The organism is Comamonas thiooxydans (assembly GCF_000964545.1).
Lineage (GTDB): Bacteria > Pseudomonadota > Gammaproteobacteria > Burkholderiales > Burkholderiaceae_C > Comamonas > Comamonas thiooxydans.
Genome location: NZ_BBVD01000005.1, coordinates 453,305 through 469,913, shown reverse-complemented (window position 1 = coordinate 469,913; position 16,609 = coordinate 453,305). Strand labels below are relative to the sequence as shown.

16 protein-coding genes are annotated in these 16,609 nt (G+C 61.4%); 10 read left to right on the top strand and 6 right to left on the bottom strand.

Annotated features, from left to right (window positions below; genetic code table 11):
* The first annotated feature begins 25 nt into the window (after nucleotides 1-25).
* The 5 genes from Cth01_RS09640 to cobT all read left to right on the top strand — a co-directional run bounded on the left by Cth01_RS09640 (nucleotide 26) and on the right by cobT (nucleotide 4,499).
* Nucleotides 26-811 (top strand): HipA family kinase, encoded by a 786-nt coding sequence (locus Cth01_RS09640; protein WP_034351856.1) that lies wholly within the window; start codon nucleotides 26-28, stop codon nucleotides 809-811.
* A complete protein-coding gene (locus Cth01_RS09635) occupies nucleotides 798-1,199 on the top strand; it encodes a DUF3037 domain-containing protein (RefSeq protein WP_034392377.1) in 402 nt (133 codons plus the stop codon). The genes Cth01_RS09640 and Cth01_RS09635 overlap by 14 nt, the downstream gene beginning before the upstream one ends.
* Before the next feature lie 3 nt (nucleotides 1,200-1,202).
* On the top strand, nucleotides 1,203-2,669 hold the full coding sequence (locus Cth01_RS09630) for a cobyric acid synthase (RefSeq protein WP_045839042.1): 1,467 nt from the start codon (nucleotides 1,203-1,205) through the stop codon (nucleotides 2,667-2,669).
* A 105-nt stretch (nucleotides 2,670-2,774) separates the two neighbouring features.
* Entirely contained in the window at nucleotides 2,775-3,203 is a 429-nt protein-coding gene (locus tag Cth01_RS09625; protein WP_034351857.1) for a hypothetical protein, read from the top strand.
* Nucleotides 3,204-3,386: 183 nt separating this feature from the next.
* Nucleotides 3,387-4,499, top strand: a complete 1,113-nt coding sequence (gene cobT, locus Cth01_RS09620) for a nicotinate-nucleotide--dimethylbenzimidazole phosphoribosyltransferase (RefSeq protein WP_045839041.1) — start codon at nucleotides 3,387-3,389, stop codon at nucleotides 4,497-4,499.
* A 55-nt stretch (nucleotides 4,500-4,554) separates the two neighbouring features.
* Here cobT and nth read toward each other — a convergent pair whose 3' ends face one another.
* The 3 genes from nth to Cth01_RS24440 all read right to left on the bottom strand — a co-directional run bounded on the left by nth (nucleotide 4,555) and on the right by Cth01_RS24440 (nucleotide 8,658).
* Nucleotides 4,555-5,211, bottom strand: a complete 657-nt coding sequence (gene nth, locus Cth01_RS09615) for an endonuclease III (RefSeq protein ID WP_034351836.1) — start codon at nucleotides 5,209-5,211, stop codon at nucleotides 4,555-4,557.
* Between the two features lie 87 nt (nucleotides 5,212-5,298).
* Complete coding sequence (locus Cth01_RS09610; RefSeq protein ID WP_174447048.1) at nucleotides 5,299-7,008, bottom strand: ShlB/FhaC/HecB family hemolysin secretion/activation protein; 1,710 nt, start codon at nucleotides 7,006-7,008, stop codon at nucleotides 5,299-5,301.
* A gap of 132 nt (nucleotides 7,009-7,140) precedes the next feature.
* Nucleotides 7,141-8,658: a collagen-like triple helix repeat-containing protein gene (locus Cth01_RS24440; protein WP_045839039.1), complete on the bottom strand. Its 1,518-nt coding sequence runs from the start codon at nucleotides 8,656-8,658 to the stop codon at nucleotides 7,141-7,143.
* A 299-nt stretch (nucleotides 8,659-8,957) separates the two neighbouring features.
* Between Cth01_RS24440 and Cth01_RS09600 the strand changes: the two genes are divergently transcribed.
* Together Cth01_RS09600 and Cth01_RS09595 are read left to right on the top strand one after the other, a co-directional pair.
* Nucleotides 8,958-10,154 (top strand): aminotransferase-like domain-containing protein, encoded by a 1,197-nt coding sequence (locus Cth01_RS09600; protein WP_034392387.1) that lies wholly within the window; start codon nucleotides 8,958-8,960, stop codon nucleotides 10,152-10,154.
* A complete protein-coding gene (locus tag Cth01_RS09595; RefSeq protein WP_003063015.1) occupies nucleotides 10,151-10,372 on the top strand; it encodes a SlyX family protein in 222 nt (73 codons plus the stop codon). Before Cth01_RS09600 ends, Cth01_RS09595 begins: the two co-directional genes overlap by 4 nt.
* A gap of 125 nt (nucleotides 10,373-10,497) precedes the next feature.
* Here the strand turns inward: Cth01_RS09595 and Cth01_RS09590 are convergent, their stop codons facing one another.
* From Cth01_RS09590 to Cth01_RS09580, 3 genes are all read right to left on the bottom strand, one after another.
* A complete protein-coding gene (locus Cth01_RS09590; RefSeq protein WP_012837967.1) occupies nucleotides 10,498-10,641 on the bottom strand; it encodes a DUF3149 domain-containing protein in 144 nt (47 codons plus the stop codon).
* A gap of 215 nt (nucleotides 10,642-10,856) precedes the next feature.
* Nucleotides 10,857-12,284: a M20 family metallopeptidase gene (locus tag Cth01_RS09585; protein ID WP_045839038.1), complete on the bottom strand. Its 1,428-nt coding sequence runs from the start codon at nucleotides 12,282-12,284 to the stop codon at nucleotides 10,857-10,859.
* A gap of 74 nt (nucleotides 12,285-12,358) precedes the next feature.
* Entirely contained in the window at nucleotides 12,359-13,384 is a 1,026-nt protein-coding gene (locus Cth01_RS09580) for a tripartite tricarboxylate transporter substrate binding protein BugE (protein WP_045839037.1), read from the bottom strand.
* 686 nt (nucleotides 13,385-14,070) lie between these two features.
* Here Cth01_RS09580 and Cth01_RS09575 point away from each other — a divergent pair.
* Genes Cth01_RS09575 through Cth01_RS09565 form a run of 3 tightly spaced genes read left to right on the top strand, consistent with a single transcriptional unit; the run spans nucleotide 14,071 to nucleotide 16,436 of the window.
* Nucleotides 14,071-14,973 carry a glutamate ABC transporter substrate-binding protein gene (locus Cth01_RS09575; RefSeq protein WP_034377483.1) on the top strand — a complete coding sequence of 301 codons (903 nt, stop codon included), beginning with the start codon at nucleotides 14,071-14,073 and terminating at the stop codon, nucleotides 14,971-14,973.
* A 3-nt stretch (nucleotides 14,974-14,976) separates the two neighbouring features.
* Nucleotides 14,977-15,639 (top strand): amino acid ABC transporter permease, encoded by a 663-nt coding sequence (locus Cth01_RS09570; RefSeq protein ID WP_045839036.1) that lies wholly within the window; start codon nucleotides 14,977-14,979, stop codon nucleotides 15,637-15,639.
* Complete coding sequence (locus tag Cth01_RS09565; RefSeq protein WP_045839035.1) at nucleotides 15,636-16,436, top strand: amino acid ABC transporter permease; 801 nt, start codon at nucleotides 15,636-15,638, stop codon at nucleotides 16,434-16,436. Before Cth01_RS09570 ends, Cth01_RS09565 begins: the two co-directional genes overlap by 4 nt.
* Nucleotides 16,437-16,609: the final 173 nt, after the last annotated feature.

Genomic DNA, 16,609 nt, shown 5'->3' with positions numbered 1-16,609 from the left:
TCCCATGGACACTGAAACCTTGAAGCTGCGCTCGGTGCTGGTGGAGCGCTATGTCACGCCGCTGCGCGAAGGCGGCTCCATGCCGGCAATTGTCGAGACCGACGATCTGGGCACCTATGTGCTCAAGTTCCGGGGCGCCGGGCAGGGCGTGCGCGCGTTGATGGCCGAGATCATCTCTGGCGGCATGGCACGTGCGCTGGGCCTGCCGGTGCCTGAAATCGTGCTGCTGCACTTGAACGGCGACCTGTCCCGCACCGAATCCGACCCCGAGATCCAGGACCTGATTCGCGCCAGCGACGGGCTGAACGTGGGGCTGGACTATCTGCCGGGCTCCATCAACTTTGACCCGGCGGTGGACGTGGTGGACGACGACTTTGCATCGCGCCTCGTGTGGTTCGACACCCTGGTCAGCAATGTGGACCGCACGGCGCGAAACACCAATATGCTGATGTACCAGAAGCAGCCCTGGCTGATCGATCATGGTGCGAGTCTGACCTTTCACCATGCCTGGAACGGAAAGGTTGCCGATCCGGCCAAGCCTTTTGCGCCCAGTGCCGAGCATGTGCTGCTGCCGCAGGCCAGCCAGCTGGCGCAACTGGATGCGCAACTGGCCGCCAAGCTTGGGCCCGAAGTGCTCAAGAGCATCGTGGACGAGGTGCCCGACTGCTTTCTGGAGCAGGCCGCCGCCGACAAAGAGGGCGATGTGCTCAGGAATGTGCAGGCCCATCGCGCGGCCTATGTGAATTATTTCGTGGCCCGGCTTGCCGAGCGTGGCCGCTGGCTGCAAGGAGTGATCGATGCACGCGCATGAGGTCTACGACTACGCCATCGTGCGGGTAGTGCCGCGCGTGGAGCGTGAGGAATTTGTGAACGCGGGTGTGATCCTCTCCTGCCAGCGCACCGGTCATCTGCAGGCTGCCGTGGCCCTTGACGAACAGCGTCTGCTGGCGCTGGACCCGAATGTGGATCTGGAGGCCGTGCACCGTCACCTGGGCTCCATTGTGGCCATCTGCGAAGGCAGGGTCGATGGTGGGCCGATTGCGCAGCTGCCCATGCGTGCACGCTATCACTGGCTAACGGCCAAGCGCAGCAGCATCATCCAGACCTCGCCCTCGCATATGGGCATGTGCACCCATCCCGGCGAGGCGCTGGCCAGAATCCTGCAGCGCGTGGTGCTGCCGATCCCAACCGAGACTTAAGACATGACAGCACGTTGCATCATGGTGCTGGGCACCAGCAGTGGCGCGGGCAAAAGCTGGGTGGCCACGGCGCTGTGCGCCTACTACCGCGGCCAGGGCCTGAAGGTTGCGCCGTTCAAGGCGCAGAACATGAGCAACAACGCGCGCGTTGTGGCCACGCCCGAGGGCCGCTGGGGCGAGATCGGCACGGCCCAGTATCTGCAGGCCCTGGCGGCGGGGGCCGTGCCCGATGTGCGCATGAACCCGCTGCTGCTCAAGCCCGAGGCCGACACGCACAGCCAGGTCGTGCTGTTCGGCCAGGTCAATGAGGAGCTGAGTGCCATGCCCTGGCGAGGTCGCAGTCTCAAGGTCTGGCCGCAGATCGCGCAGGCGCTGGACGAGCTGCGTGCCGAAAACGATGTGGTGGTGATCGAAGGCGCGGGCTCGCCGGCCGAAATCAATCTGCATGCCAGCGATGTGGTCAATATGCGCGTGGCCAAACATTGCAACGCACATTGCCTGCTGGTCTCGGACATAGACCGCGGCGGTGCCTTTGCCCACCTCTACGGCACCTGGGCCCTGCTGCCCGAGGATGAGCAAAAGCTCATCAAGGGCTTTGTTCTCAACAAGTTCCGGGGCGATGCAGCACTGCTGGCACCGGCGCCCCAGATGCTGGAAGAGAAGACGGGGGTGCCCACGGTGGCCTGCATTCCCATGCAGTTCCAGCATGGTCTGCCCGAGGAGGACGGCGTGTTCGATGATCGCGGCAGCACGGGAGCCGGGCGGGCCGTTCACACCACGATTGCCATCATCGCCTATCCGCGCATCAGCAATCTCGATGAATTTCAGCCCCTGCTGCAAGTGCCGGGCGTGCGCGTGGTATGGGCTCGCTCTCCCGCGCAACTCGCCGAGGCGGACTGGGTCATTCTGCCGGGCAGCAAGGCCACGGCTGCCGACCTGGCCTGGATGCGTGCACAAGGGCTGGATGCAGCCGTCGTCGCTCATGCCGGACTCGGCAAGCGCGTGCTGGGCATTTGCGGCGGTCTGCAGATGCTGGGCGAGGCGCTGATCGATCTGCATGGAGTGGACGGCAATGCCGCAGGCCTGGGTCTGCTGCCGCTGGCGACCCTGTTTGCGCAGGACAAGACCGTGCAACCCACGACCCTGCAACTGCCTGCGTTGCAAGCCCCATGGAATGCCCTGAGTGGCGTGCCCGCACGTGGCTACGAGATCCACCACGGCCAGACCCAGCTGCGTTCCGACATGCAGACGGCCAGCGTGCGACCGGCTCAGGAGCTGTTGCCCGGCATGCTATGGCAGGGAGGCAACAGCGCTGTCATCGGTACCTATCTACATGGCCTGTTTGAAAACGCCGAGGTAATTCATGCGCTGTTCGGCCACGATGCACCCAGCCTGGAGCAGGTGTTTGCGCGGCTGGCGCAGGGCGTGGGGCAATGGTTTGAGCCGACCGCGCTCCAGGCTTCGGTCTGATTTGTAGGACTGTTCCTGCGGACGCATAGCCGCTGAGCCGATAAGTCCTGCCTGAGAGTGAGTGCAAGCTGACAGAGCTATTCACTTTTCGGAATGGAGTTGCGTATGGCTTTTTTCAAGGTTCAGACTCTTCAACTAGCTTTGGGTGCAGCGGTTTTGTCGCTGGCAGGCATGGCCTGCGCACAAGTGGATGCAGCCAAGCCGGCGGCTGAAGCAGCTGCGATGGATGCGGCCAAGCCTGCGATGAAAAAGCACCACCACCGCCATCATCACAAGGGCCAGCGTCCCATGCGTGAGAGCAATTCGTCTTCACGCGAGGCGATGGCGGCAAGTGCCGAAGCCAAGAAGGGCAAGCTCGACGACGGCCAAGGCCTCAGCCAGTACGAGCGCAATGCCTACGCCCGCTGCGGTGTGTTCAAGACCGAAATCGACCAGCAGGCCTGTATGGCACGTGTCAAGGACGGCGCTGTCAGCGGCTCGGTCAAGGATGGCGGCATCCTGCGCGAAATCACGGTTGAGGAAGTCATTCGCTGAGGCTTTTGCCGCGTCTTCAGCCAAGGCCCTTAGGGGCCTTTTTCATGCCGCTCCTGAGCAATCGGCGAACTTGGCGTTTCGGTGCCGATGAAAGCGCGATACTTGCAGGATCGCAAAAGCGTGCCTTCTGCATCCCGGTGGTGGATGGCACTCAGGCCTGATGCACCGGGAATGACTGCAAGCATGAGTTCCGCTTCTTTTTCCGAATTCCCACCATCCACCCTCTGGTCCTGCCCGCAGGTGCAGGATATCCATGACGCGGCGCTGCAAGTCCGTGTCCAGCATCGCCTGGATTTCAAGACCAAGCCCCAGGGATCGCTGGGCGTGCTGGAGCAACTGGCTTTGCGCATTGCCGGCATCGTGGGTTGCGAGACTCCCAATCTGTATGCACCGCAGATGGTGGTGTTCGCTGCGGATCATGGACTGGCTGCTCAGGGTGTGTCGGCCTATCCGGTCGACGTGACCTGGCAGATGGTGGAGAACTTCCTCGCTGGCGGCGCGGCCGTAAGCGTGCTGTCTCTGCAGAACGGAATTGATCTGAATGTCGTGGACTGCGGCGTGGCCCGCGACTTTGAGGTGCGCGAGCAGGATCCTGCGCACAAGCTTCCCAAGGCTCATGAGCCACGCCTGTGGCGGCGCAAGGTGGCCTATGGCACGGCGGACTGCAGCCAGGGCCCGGCCATGAGCGAAGCGCAATGTGCGATGGCGCTTCGCAATGGCGGGGAACTGGTCAAGAAACTGCCGGGCAATGCGCTGTTGCTGGGCGAGATGGGCATAGGCAATACATCCAGCGCTTCATTGCTGCTGGCGCGTCTGTGCGGCGAGCCGATAGAGGAAGTGACCGGGGTGGGCACGGGCCTGAGCAGCGAAGGCCTGGCGCGCAAGATCGCAGTGCTCGGGCGGGTGCTGGATTTTCACGCCGACGTGCAAGATCCACTGGCTGTACTGGCAGCTATGGGCGGACTGGAGATCGCCACCATGACTGGAGCTGTGCTGCAGGCCGCTGCCGAACGCCGCCTGATCGTGGTGGACGGCTTTATCACCACGGCCGCCGTGCTGGTGGCCAGCCGCCTGCAGCCCCATGTGCTGCAGCGCTGCGTGTATGCGCATCGATCGGGTGAACCGGGTCATGCCCGCCTGCTGGCCCACCTTCAGGCCCAACCCATGCTGGACTGGCAGTTGCGCCTGGGTGAGGGTTCTGGCGCGGCGTTGGTCTGGCCGCTGCTGCGCTCGGCCTGCACCATGCTCAATGAGATGGCCAGCTTTGAATCGGCTGGCGTCAGCGGCAAGAGCTGAGGAGCTTGAAAAGATATAGCTGAAAGCGCTTTGTGGATATGCATTTGGGGCGTTTTCAGCTCTTTTTTCCAGCTGCCGGTGCCGGGGTTTTGGGTGTGAAATCGCAGTATTTTGACGCCACGCATTCCCAGCAGCGGGGCTTGCGCGCCTGGCAGACATAGCGGCCCAGCAGGATCAGCCAGTGATGGGAGTCCACCGCGTATTCGTCGGGTACGCGCTTGAGCAGCTGCTTTTCGACTTCCAGCGGATTCTTGCCAGGTGCTAGCCCCGTTCGGTTGCTGACGCGGAAGATGTGCGTGTCCACGGCCATGGTGGGCTGACCGAAAGCCACGTTGAGCACCACATTGGCGGTCTTGCGGCCTACACCGGGAAGGGCTTCCAGCTCTTCGCGGGTTCTGGGTACTTGGCCGCCATGCAGCTGAACCAGCATGCGGCAGGTCTCCATCAGATGCTTGGCCTTGCTGCGGTACAGGCCTATGGTCTTGATGTAGCTCTCCAGCCCCTCAAGCCCCAGATCCAGAATGGCCTGCGGAGTGTTGGCAACAGGAAAAAGCTTGCGCGTGGCCTTGTTCACCCCTACGTCGGTGGCCTGGGCAGACAGCAGCACGGCGGTCAGTAACTCGAACACCGTGGTGTATTCCAGCTCGGTTTGTGGCGTGGGGTTGGCGGCCTTGAGCGCAGCAAAAAACGGCGCTATATCGTTTTTCTTCATGGGCGATATTGTGGCTTGTCGTTCAGGGGGAAACAAAGAAAAAGCCGCTGCGTTACACAGCGGCTCGGCAGGCGGAATCGCAGCAAGTCAGGGATCCAGGTTGTAGCTCAATACAAGGCTGTAGCGCAGTTCCCTATCGGGATTGTTGACAGAGCGATCGCCCAGCGGCTTGCTCATGGCAAGGTCCAGTGCGTAGTGGCGGCTGTCGGAGAGGCGCAGCCCCAGGCTGGCAGAGCGCAGCGTATTGCCGCTGACGCCGCTGGTCTGCTGATGCGTACGTGCCCATTCGTAGAGCAGATAGGGCTCGGCCGACTTGATCCAGGCCTGGTTGATGAGGAACTGGTAGTTGAGCTCGGCACTGGCGCCTACGCCGGAATCGCCTGAGAACTCGCCAGCCTGATAGCCGCGGCCAAAGCGGGTGGATCCAAAGGAGATTTTCTCCGGGATGGGAAGAATGTCGGCACTGTATTGCCCGCCCACGGCAAAAGCGGCGCCCATCTTGTTCGCGAAGCGATGGCGCTGTGCATAGTCGGCGGTGATGCGTGTGAAGTCCAGCTTGGCCGGGTTTTCAAGCTTTTGCAGCAAGCCCTGCCGATAGTAGAGGTCCAGATTCTTGTAGGCCCCCAGGCTGTCCAGGCCGTGGGCCAGCAGGACCGAAGCCGAACGAGTGGTGGTCTTGCCAAAGGACGCCCAGGCCATTTGCGCATAGAGCGTGCGAACCTTTTCCTCGCGCAGCAGGGAGGCCTGGCTATCGGCCAGTTCACGGCTGTAATTGATGGCATACAGACCCGCCGTGGTGCTGAGCTGGGTGGTATTGCTCAAGATCCATGGGTGGCTGATATTGAAGTCCAGCTTGCGCTGCTGTGTCAGGTCATCAATGCCGGGAATGCGCGTTGCCGGCGGGTTGAAACTGCGGTAGTCGGAATAGCTGACACGTGCCTGCGTGCCCTCTGGTGTCAACTGCTGAGTGAAACCGATGCTGCCGAAACGCTCCTTGTCGGGGTTTTGCAACATCGCCGAAGCCTGAAGCTGGCTGCCTGACCACAGAGGGTCGTTCAGGGTGAGGGAGGCAATGATGCGCGGCGTGGGCTTGCGCGCCTCGCCCCCAACGGTGACGGCAATGGGCTTGTGCTTGGATTTGATGACCAGGGGCACTGCACCATCGGTGGTGGTCGGCAGATTGGCCGACGCGGTGATCTGCACTCCTGGAAGGCGTGCCATCAGCTGGGTCTGGTGTTGAAAGGTTTTGGTGGTCAAAGGCCTCTCATTGAGCAGCGGCTGGGCAATTTCGCGTATCTGGTCCTCGGAGCGACCGAAATTTCCCTCCAGATTCAAGCTCTGCACATAGCCTTCGACCACGATGACCTGCACCGCGCCATTGGCAAAGTCCTGCGGAGGAAGGTAGGCAAAAGAAAGGGCGTAGCCATGGCGTTGATACAGCTCGCTGACCTTCTGGGTCGCGGCGTTGAGCTCGCCAACCGTATGCGTGCCATTGATGAAGGGCGTGAAAAGCGCGCTGACCTCCTCGAAAGGAATTGCCGTGCTTCCCTGCACATTGACGCCACGTACTGCGACCCGGAGGTTGATGAGATCCTGGACACTTGGCTGAGGCTTGTCTATCTGCACCGGTACCAGCCTGGGCTGCTGCTGCAGATTCCTTGCAGCTTCGGGTGTCTGGGGCAGGCTGTTGAGCGGGTTGCCAGCCTGCTGTGACCAGGCCAGAGGAGCCCAGGCTGCAAGTGCCAACGCCTGAATCCTGGAGCCGATGCGGCCCTGTGGTTTTGCTTTTGACTGCAAAAGTCCCTCCTGTTCTATTTTTATGACTCTCATTGTTCCCTACATCCCCAGAACTGGGTATGGGGCTGTCGTAAAAAAGCCCGCCTGCAGGCGGGCCAGGCTCAAGCGGTGCACAGACCACCGCCGTTCCCCTTATTTGCTGGTGGCTACCGCTCCACCGCCCAGGCCGAGCGCCAGATTGCCGCCCAGCAGTCCACCCAGCAGGCCGCCCGAGGAGCTTGCACCACCTGCTGCTCCTGCGCCTGCAGCGACATTGGTCACGCCGCCAAGTACACCGCCCACAAGGCCTGTGACTGCGCCAACGGTGTTGCCGACCAGGCCTGTCACCGCAGTGCCTGCACTGCCGCTGCCTCCTGCTGGAGCGCCTGCCGATCCCGCGACCCCGCCGACAAGCCCTGTGACGCCGCCCAACACGCCTCCGACCAGATTGCCTGCTCCTGCGACAGGGCTACCGGCATTGCCGCCACCGCTTGCTCCACCGGTCACACCACCGACCAGGCCTGTAACGCCGCCCAGCACGCCGCCGACAATATTGCCTGCTCCACCAGCGGAGCCGCCTGCGCCGCCCGTGACATTGCCAAGTACGCCACCGAGCAGGCCGCCGCTAGGTGTGCCGGGGCCTGTCACTACGCCGCCCAGGCCGGCCACGGTCTGGCCGACGCCCGAGACCACACCGCCCAGCGGAGCAACAACGGGAACTCCGGTGCTGGTGACGGAAGCTCCCACATGATTGACGACTCCGCCCACGGTACCCAGCAAGCTGTTAACCGGCTGGCCCAGGCCAGTGGTCTGAACCAGATTCTGGGTGGTACCGAGCACGGTGCTCAATACCGGTGTGGCGACCTGGCTGACCTGAGTCGTAAGACCCGAGACCAGCGGGTTGCCGGTCAGCTTTGCCACCGTGCCCTCGACGCCGGAAACGGTGGTGCCCAGGATTTGCACCGTGCCGCCCGCCAGGCCCGCCACATCGCCGACCACGCCAAGCTGAGGAGTGTCCAGCGCACTGACCGTCTTGCCTGCCGAAGTGACCGCAGCGCCCAGATAGCCGACAGCGGGAGCCACGCCTTGCAAGGTGGTGCCGATGGGGTCGGCCGTCTTGCCGATCTGGCCCAGGCCTGCGCTGACGCCGCTACCCACGCTGTTGACGGCATTGTTCACATTGCCAAGAATGCCGCCCGCCGGCTGGGCCACACCGCTCAGAGGCGTGCCGTTGGTGGCCGTGCCCAGAGTGGAGGTCACGATGTTGTTGACGTCGCTGATGACGCCGCTTGTTCCGGAAAGCGTTCCTGTGACATCCGCCACGGTGTCGCGCACCGGCGTGAGCGGAGTGCTTGCCACAGGCGGGTTGCCCGTGCCGCCATCACCGCCACCGGTGTTGCCACCACCAGTACCACCGCCTGTGCCACCACCAGTACCACCGCCTGTGCCTCCACCTGTGCCACCGCCGGTGCCCCCACCAGTGCCGCCTCCGGCAACAACATCTCCACCGCCGGTGCCGTCGGGTCCGAGGTCGCTGCGCAGAGAGCCGCTAGAGCCACAGGCAGCCAGACTGGCAACCAAGGCTACGGCACACAGGCTGCGCAGGCTCAACGGGGTCTTGCCGTCAATGGCAACAGACAGTGCCTTGCCGGTAAAAGTAGTAGTACGCATAAATCCTCCATCCCAAAAACAAGTGAAAAAATCCGTCAAATACGCGGTCCGTTGATCGGTAGGCGTATGTTCTTGTCAGAGCCTTGGCGCTGTCCAATTCAAAGTTTGAGACACGAAGTTATGCGCAATTAACAATTGCTATCAACTTTTGTTGTTTGGTAGGAGTTTGATTACTTGCAGCATGGAATAGCGCCTACATAAAAGCCACTTCCTGTCTCTGGGGCGATTCGCGCGCCACAATGGGCATCTGCCGCTCAAGCAGCGACGAGATTCCCGTAGCGCTTTAACCAAGAAAACGTATGCAATTTGCCAAACGACTCGATAACGTAGAAACCTCTGCGATCCGCGAACTCTTCAAGCTGCTGGGCAAGCCAGGCATCATCAGCTTTGCGGGCGGCTTTCCGGACAGTGCCATGTTTGACGTAACCGGGATCAGCGCTGCCTCTGCGGCAGCCCTGCAGCAGGAGGCAGGAGCCGCATTGCAGTACGGTGCGACAGAGGGCTACCAGCCGCTGCGCGAGCAACTGTCGTCCTTTATGGCCGGTAAGGGCGTGCCCGATGTGGCGCCTGATCAACTCATCGTCACCACCGGCAGCCAGCAGGCACTGGACTTGCTGGGCAAGACCATGGTGGGAGAGGGTGACAAGGTCATCGTCGAAGGCCCCACCTTCCTGGCCACGATTCAGTGTTTCCGTCTCTATGGCGCAGAGGTGATCTCCGCCCCTGTGGACGAGCATGGCGTGAAGACCGACGAACTGGAAAAGCTGATTGCCGAGCACAAGCCCAAGCTGGTCTATCTGATCCCGACCTTCGGCAACCCCAGTGGTGCCATGCTGAGCCTGGAACGCCGCAAAAAGGTGCTGGAGCTGGCCGTCAAGTACCAGACTCTGGTGGTGGAAGACGACCCCTACGGCGATCTGTACTTCAATGAAGCGCCTCCTGCCAGCCTGCTGTCGCTGACACGCGAAGTTCCTGGCAGCCGAGAGTGGCTGGCTCACTGCGGTTCATTGTCCAAGGTGCTCAGCCCCGGTCTGCGTATCGGCTGGCTGATTGCACATCCCGAATTGCTTGCTCGCGCCGTGATGTGCAAGCAGTTCAGCGATGCTCATACCAGCACCTTTGCACAGGCCACTGCAGCCCAGTATCTGAAGTCCGGCGCCATGCCCAAGACCCTGGCCCATGTGCGCGAGGTCTATGCCAAGCGTGCCGAGACCATGGGCGATGCGCTGCGCGAGCAACTGGGCGATGCCGTCGAGTTCGTACAGCCTGCCGGCGGTCTGTTCATGTGGGTGCGCCTGACGGGCGCGCGTGGCCAATTGGCGGATGCGGCCGTGCTGGCCAAGAAGGCCATTGAAGAGGGCGTGGCCTTTGTACCGGGCGCTCCGTTCTATGCACAGAACCCCGATACTGCGACCTTCCGCCTCTCGTTTGCCACGGCTGACGAGGACAAGATTCGCGCAGGCATTGCTCGTCTTGCCAAGGCGCTGAAGTCATGAGCGACAGTCACGAAGCCTTGCAAGAGCGAATCATGGAGCTGGAGATCAAGGCCAGCTACACAGAGGATTTGCTTGAGCAACTCAATATGACGATCTACCGCCAGCAGCAGCAGATTGATCTGTTGATCAACGAGGTGAGGGAACTCAAGCGCCAAGCGCCAGAAGGCGGGGGCGCGATGGTGCGCAATCTGCGCGACGAGTTGCCACCGCATTACTGAGCACGCTGGGCGATGCGGTCAAGAAAAAGGCCGGAGTGAAAGCTCCGGCCTTTTTTGCACTCAAACCGTGTCATATCGCCAGCAACCCAAGGTAGTGTATGCGCAGCGTGCTATGAAGCCTGGATTTACTCCAACGGGGTGCTGGCAACGTTCTTCATCTTGCCCAGGAAGAGGCGCGTAAAGAAAGCGGCCATGACGATGATCAGCAAAATCACGGCCAGGCTCATCAGCCCGTAGTCAGTGGAAAAGAGATCGATCATCAGCTTCATGGTGCCTCCCTGTTGAGTTTCCGCAGTCTTGCGGCATGTCTCACTATGGCCGCTCGGCCTGGCCGGGGGCTTGTGTTGCATCAAGCTTTGACTGCTGCCGCTTTGAGGCAGAGCAAGCTGGCGCGCATGGCGAATCCTCAATCCTGGCGGGCGTTTTCAGGGACTTTTGCTTTGAAGTTACCGAAATTCCTTTCAGAGGAGGAACCGTTGCCAACTTACTTTCGCAAAAAGGGCAGGGCTACCTCTGCAGGAATGGGGCAGACATAGGGCTTGCCCTCGCGGCGTTGCAGTAGTTCTTCCTTGGCGCATTCCAGCAACTCGGGTTGTGCGAACAGCTCCACGGCGGTGGCTGTCAGAATTTTTGCGGCGTGCACCATGCCGGTGTGAGCCAGGCCGGACTGCCCTTGCGACACCATCTGCCAGGAGTGCAGCGGCGTGCCGAAAGCATAGCAGGCCACCCAGGCCTGAACGGTGGGCGTGATCCAGCTCACATCGGCCACGTCGGTGGAGCCGAACATGATGTCTTTGGCGTTCGGGTCGTAGGGCGTCAGACCTTCAAAAATGGCCGGCACCTTGCCGCGCAGCACGCTCGCCAAAGGGCGGCTGACGGCATCGACATCGTTTTTGTCCAGCGTGGCCTGGAACTGGCCGGCAACAGCATGCGCCTGTGCATCGGCTTGCAACTGTCCCAGTGCCTGCATCTGCGCATGCATCACGCTGTTCAGCGTGCTGTTTTGCAGCAGATTGGAACAGGCCTTGTCGAAGACGATTTCGAGCTTGCAGTCCGTCATCAGCGCGGCACCACGCGCCACATTCTGAACGCGCTCATAGAGTTCGGCGGCTTCGTGGTTGCGTGCTGCCCGCACCAGATACAGCACTTCGGCGCGCGCCTGCACGACATTGGGCGACAGCCCACCGCTATCGGTAATGGCGTAGTGCACGCGGGCGTCCGAGGGCATGTGCTCGCGCAAATAGTTCACCCCCACGTTCATCAGCTCCACTGCATCCAAGGCACTGCGGCCAAGGTGGGGCGAGTGCGCGGCATGCGATGCCTTGCCATGGAAGACAAACTTTGCCTGAATATTGGCCAGCGTGCTTTGGCTGAACAGACCGGTGTAGCTGGCTGGGTGCCAGGTCAGTGCTGCATCCACATCATCGAACACGCCGGCGCGGGCCATGAAGGTCTTGCCGGAGCCGCCTTCCTCGGCTGGACAGCCGTAATAGCGCACGCGTCCGCTCGTGCCGGTGCTTTTCAGGTGCTGCTGCAGCGCAATTGCGGCAAAGTGCGCAGAAGTTCCCAGCAGATGGTGGCCGCAGCCGTGGCCGGCCAGACCGGGGCTGTCGGTGGACGGGGTACAAACCAGAGCACCGCTTTGCTGGTTCAGGCCTGACAGGGCGTCGTATTCACCCAGCAAGGCAATGACCGGGCCTGTATCGCCCCATTCGGCCATGAAGGCGGTGGGAATGCCTGCTACATCGCGGGTGATGCGAAAGCCAGCCTGCTGCAGCGCATCGATGTGCAGCTGGACCGAAGCGTTCTCGGCATAGCGCAGCTCGGCCAGAGACCAGACCTGGTCGGCCAATGCCGTCATGCGCGGTGTCTCGCGTTGAAAAAAATCCTGCAGGGCGCTCATCGCTTGCATGGCAAAAGGGTCCTTGAGCTGTGGTGAAGAAGATAGGGCATGAAGAAGCAACCGGCCGGCTGCAGGGCGGGCTCTTATTCGGGCCTGACGCCGGCCTTGTCGAGCAGGGCCTTGTTGCGCTTGAGTTCGGCGGCGATCTGGGCCGGGAACTGGGAGGGCGCGGCATCGGTCGCCGTAGCGCCCAGATTCTTCAGATGCTTTTGCACCTCGGGCAGGTGGACGGCTTTGACAGCCGCATCCTGCAACTGCTTCACGATGGGGGCCGGCGTGTTGCTGGGGACGACCAGACCGAACCAGCTGATGCCCAGTTCGTTGAGTTCGTCGTAGCCCAGTTCCTTGAAGGTCGGCACATTGGGCAGGTCGGGCGAGCGGCCATGTGAGGCGACCACCACGGGAAGCAGCTTGCCGCCCTTGATCTGTGGCATTGCCGAGGGCAACTGGTCGGTCATGATCTGAACCATGCCGGCCAAGGCGTCATTGAGTGCAGGTCCGTTGCCGCGATAGGGCACGATCTGGATCTGGGTCTTCATGGTTTCGTTGAACGAGGCAACCATCAGATGTCCCAGCGTTCCCAGGCCCGGCACTCCGGCACTGTAGGTGCCGGGCTGGGCCTTGACTTTGGCGAGAAAGTCCTTGAAGTTGTTCACGCCCATCTTGGGGTGGGCCATATAGACCGACGGCATGGTCACCAGATTGGCCACCGGCAGCAGCTTGCCTTCAATCTTGCTGGCGCGTTTGTAGAGCAGGGGGTTGATGGTGGCTGTGCTCACGGTAGCCATGCCAATGCTGTAGCCGTCTGGAGCTGCCTGGGCGATGGCCTCGCTGCCGATCAGACCCCCGGCGCCGCCCTTGTTGTCCACGATCACCGGTTGCCCCAGCGTGGTGCGCATGCCTTCGGCAATCACGCGGGCCACGATGTCGGTGGAGCCGCCGGCGGCAAAAGGCACGATGAGCTTGACAGGCTTGCTTGGATAGGCGTCAGCGGCCAGCGCCTGCGGTGCGGCCAGGGTCCACAAGGAGCTGGCAACCGCCAGCGAGAGCAGGCCGACGCGGCGATTGAGGCCATTTGTGCGGCCGCGAGTGCGTGAAGAGATGGGCATGGAGGGCTCCTGAAAGATATCGGCCGATGCGTGCCTACACCATCAGTGCTGTTCACGAATTTCTGCCGTCATGGAAATGAAATATAGAAATTCCGGAGCCTTGGCAGTACATGTTATTTGCTGCTAGCTATAAGCTTTGTCGATACCTTGGGTGCGCCGCTCTCTGTGGGGCTGGATGGCTTCTAGTAAAAACCCTTGTATTTCTTGCGATCATTGATCATGTTCGCCATGGACAGTGCCAGGGACAGAGATGCCGCTCAATATCGCTGGATCTGTTTAGGGGTCGTGTGTATTTGGTCACGCCCGGTGACAGCGAGGTTTCGACTTCTCAAGTTGATGGCTTGAAAGCTGTCGTCGAGGTGTTCTCAGCAGGTTGCCTTGGCGGTGTGATCTAGCGGCGGCAATATTGCCTTGCCTGCGGCAGGCGCTGCTTGGCCGGCTTGGACGCCAGCAATCGCATCGAGTTTGAGTTCAGACTGCTTGCTAGTATTCATAGCCGGACGCCGGTCGGGTCAGTCTCTCGAATGAGTGCTAGGCAAGGCCTGGTACTGTTGGCGGCGTCGTGCCCTGTTGGGGCACAAGGGCTGTATTGTGTGCACAATGGTGGCTACGCTCGGACGAGCGGCTCGCGCATTCCAAATGCTGCTTTATATTGATTCGCGTCGCAGACCATCCAAGAAGACCGCATGTCGATCAAATCCATTCTGAAATCCACCGTGGTGGCACTGACGATCGTGACCGGTGGGTCGCTTTTCGCACAGGGCACTCCCATCAATGCAGCGGCCTATGACGCTCTGGTTGCGCAGGGGCCTGTGGCCGATGCGGCGACCATCGCATCGAGCACCTGGGCCAGCAAGATCAAACAGGCTGGCACGCTGCGCCTCGGCAGCACGCAAACCTCGAATCTTTTCTCGCTGCTCAATGAGAAAGACGGCAAGATCCGTGGCTTTGACCTGGGTCTGGCCCAGCTCATCACTCGCTACATTCTGGGCGATGCCGCCAAGTACCAGTTCACGCAGGTGACCTCGTCCACGCGCGAGCAGGTGCTTGTCAATAATCAGGTGGACATGGTCTTCGCCACCTACTCCATCACTCCTGCTCGCGCCGAGAAGATCTCGTTTGCCGGCCCTTACTACACATCGCAGTCCGGCGTACTGGTCAAGTCGAACAACAAGACGGTTCAGTCTTACAACGACCTGGGCGGCAAGAAGGTGGCCACGCAAGCGGGCTCCACAGGGCCTGCGATATTGGCTCAGTATGCCCCCAAGGCTGTCGTGCAAGAGTTTCAGACACATCAGGAAGCCCTCGATGCACTGCGTCAGGGGCGCGTGGATGCCTACGTGACCGATTACACGCTGCTGCTCAACGCCCTGAGCCTTGGCACCAGCAACGCGCGGCTGGCGGGTGCGCCATTCGGCGCGCAGGACCCCTATGGCGTTGGACTGCCCAAGGGCTCGGACGGCGTAGCATTCATCAATGCCTTCCTGAAGAAGCTGGAGGCTGATGGTACCTGGGCCAAACTCTGGACTATCTCCATAGGGCAGCGTACCGGTAGCACGACTGTTCCGACGCCGCCCGCTCTGCCTTGAACAATGGGTGAGGTTTCCAGGCTCCTGGCCGATTATGGGCCTGCCTTCTGGCAGGCCCTCTTGCTGACATGGAAGCTCACGGTGGTGTCCTTTGTGCCCGGGGTCATGCTGGGTACGGTCGTCGCGGTGCTTAGGCTTATGCCATTGCCGCCGCTGCGCATGGCACTGACCGTCTACGTCGAGATCTTCCGCAATATTCCCAGCGTAGCGCTGCTGATCTTCATCGTTTTCGCGCTACCCGATCTCAACATCGTGATCGACTATGAGCCCAGCGTGATACTGACGCTGACGCTGGTCTGCTCCGCATTCACGGCGGACTACCTGCGCTCGGGTATCAACACCATTCCCGGCAGCCAGATTGAGGCTGCGCTCAGCCTGGGCATGCGGCCGCTGCAGATTGTTTCTGCCGTGGTCTTGCCGCAGGCACTGCGTTCGGTGGTGCAGCCGATGACTTCGCTGCTGATTGCATTGATGCTGTCGACCTCTCTGGCGTCGCAGTTGCCGTTTCCAGGCCGGGAGCTCACCGCGCTCGTATCCAAGATCGCCAACGACTCGGCGCTCGGCATTGCCGCGTTCGCAGTGGCTGCCACCATGTATGTGGTGACAGGCCTGCTCATCGCCTGGGCCGGTGCAGCTCTGGAAAAGAAAGTGCGGATACTGCGATGAGCCGCTCTCTGGAGGACATTCTGTTTGCTGCGCCGGACCCCCAGGCCCGGGCCGTCACCAACGCGGTGAGCGCGATCGCCGCAGCCGTGCTGCTTTTGCTGGCGGTGGCCATCGTGTTCCGCTTCCATTCGGCAGGGCAGCTCGATGCCCCGTATTGGGAATTCTTTGCCTGGCCGACGACCTGGAGCTTTCTTGCCAAAGGTCTGCTCGGCACGCTGGCATCGTCGGCGATGGCCGCCGTCATTGCTCTGGCCCTCGGGCTGGTGCTGCTGCTGGGGCGGCTGTCGCGGCTGAGGCTGATGCGTTGGCCCAGCATTGCTGTCATTGAGTTCCTGCGCGGCACGCCCACGCTGCTGCTCATCTATGTCTGCTTTCTGGTGCTGCCATCGGTCGGGATCAAGCTGAGCACCTATTGGATGCTGACCTTGCCCATAGGCCTGAGTACCGCAGCCGTGGTTGCCGAGGTATACCGCGCGGGCGTGCTCGCCGTTCCGCGCGGCCAGACCGACGCCGCGCGAAGCCTGGGTTTGACCGAAGTCCAGGTCTTTTTCTTCGTCGTTTTTCCTCAGGCCCTTCGCTACATCGTTCCTGCACTGGTTGCGCAACTGGTCATCGTGGTCAAGGACACCACCTTCGGCTATGTCGTCACCTATGGTGAGCTCATGCAGAACGCCAAGGTGCTGATAGCGAACTACCACTCGCTGGTGCCTGTGTACCTGGTCGTGGCGGCGCTTTACTGCCTTGTGAACTATGCGATTTCAAAGGCGAGCCAGCGACTAGGTAGACCCATGCATTGAGCGCTCTCGGGAGGCCCACGGGAGGCTGGTACGGCGCTCTGTCATCAGCACACGGGGCAATTGCCACGACAATGCGGTGTCGCGGCGTTTCCTCCGTCCGTTCAAGCGGAAGTGAATGCATAGTCGGATGCGTGCAAACTATCCGAATCATGCTCACTTCGGTGCTGGCATTG

Excerpts from the sequence above, each read along its gene's own strand:
- Cth01_RS09635 (WP_034392377.1), top strand. The coding sequence starts at position 798 with ATGCACGCGCATGAGGTCTACGACTACGCCATCGTGCGGGTAGTGCCG.
- Cth01_RS09630 (WP_045839042.1), top strand. The coding sequence starts at position 1,203 with ATGACAGCACGTTGCATCATGGTGCTGGGCACCAGCAGTGGCGCGGGC.
- Cth01_RS09625 (WP_034351857.1), top strand. The coding sequence starts at position 2,775 with ATGGCTTTTTTCAAGGTTCAGACTCTTCAACTAGCTTTGGGTGCAGCG.
- cobT (WP_045839041.1), top strand. The coding sequence starts at position 3,387 with ATGAGTTCCGCTTCTTTTTCCGAATTCCCACCATCCACCCTCTGGTCC.
- nth (WP_034351836.1), bottom strand. The coding sequence starts at position 5,211 with ATGAAGAAAAACGATATAGCGCCGTTTTTTGCTGCGCTCAAGGCCGCC.
- Cth01_RS24440 (WP_045839039.1), bottom strand. The coding sequence starts at position 8,658 with ATGCGTACTACTACTTTTACCGGCAAGGCACTGTCTGTTGCCATTGAC.
- Cth01_RS09600 (WP_034392387.1), top strand. The coding sequence starts at position 8,958 with ATGCAATTTGCCAAACGACTCGATAACGTAGAAACCTCTGCGATCCGC.
- Cth01_RS09595 (WP_003063015.1), top strand. The coding sequence starts at position 10,151 with ATGAGCGACAGTCACGAAGCCTTGCAAGAGCGAATCATGGAGCTGGAG.
- Cth01_RS09590 (WP_012837967.1), bottom strand. The coding sequence starts at position 10,641 with ATGAAGCTGATGATCGATCTCTTTTCCACTGACTACGGGCTGATGAGC.
- Cth01_RS09585 (WP_045839038.1), bottom strand. The coding sequence starts at position 12,284 with ATGCAAGCGATGAGCGCCCTGCAGGATTTTTTTCAACGCGAGACACCG.
- Cth01_RS09580 (WP_045839037.1), bottom strand. The coding sequence starts at position 13,384 with ATGCCCATCTCTTCACGCACTCGCGGCCGCACAAATGGCCTCAATCGC.
- Cth01_RS09575 (WP_034377483.1), top strand. The coding sequence starts at position 14,071 with ATGTCGATCAAATCCATTCTGAAATCCACCGTGGTGGCACTGACGATC.
- Cth01_RS09570 (WP_045839036.1), top strand. The coding sequence starts at position 14,977 with ATGGGTGAGGTTTCCAGGCTCCTGGCCGATTATGGGCCTGCCTTCTGG.
- Cth01_RS09565 (WP_045839035.1), top strand. The coding sequence starts at position 15,636 with ATGAGCCGCTCTCTGGAGGACATTCTGTTTGCTGCGCCGGACCCCCAG.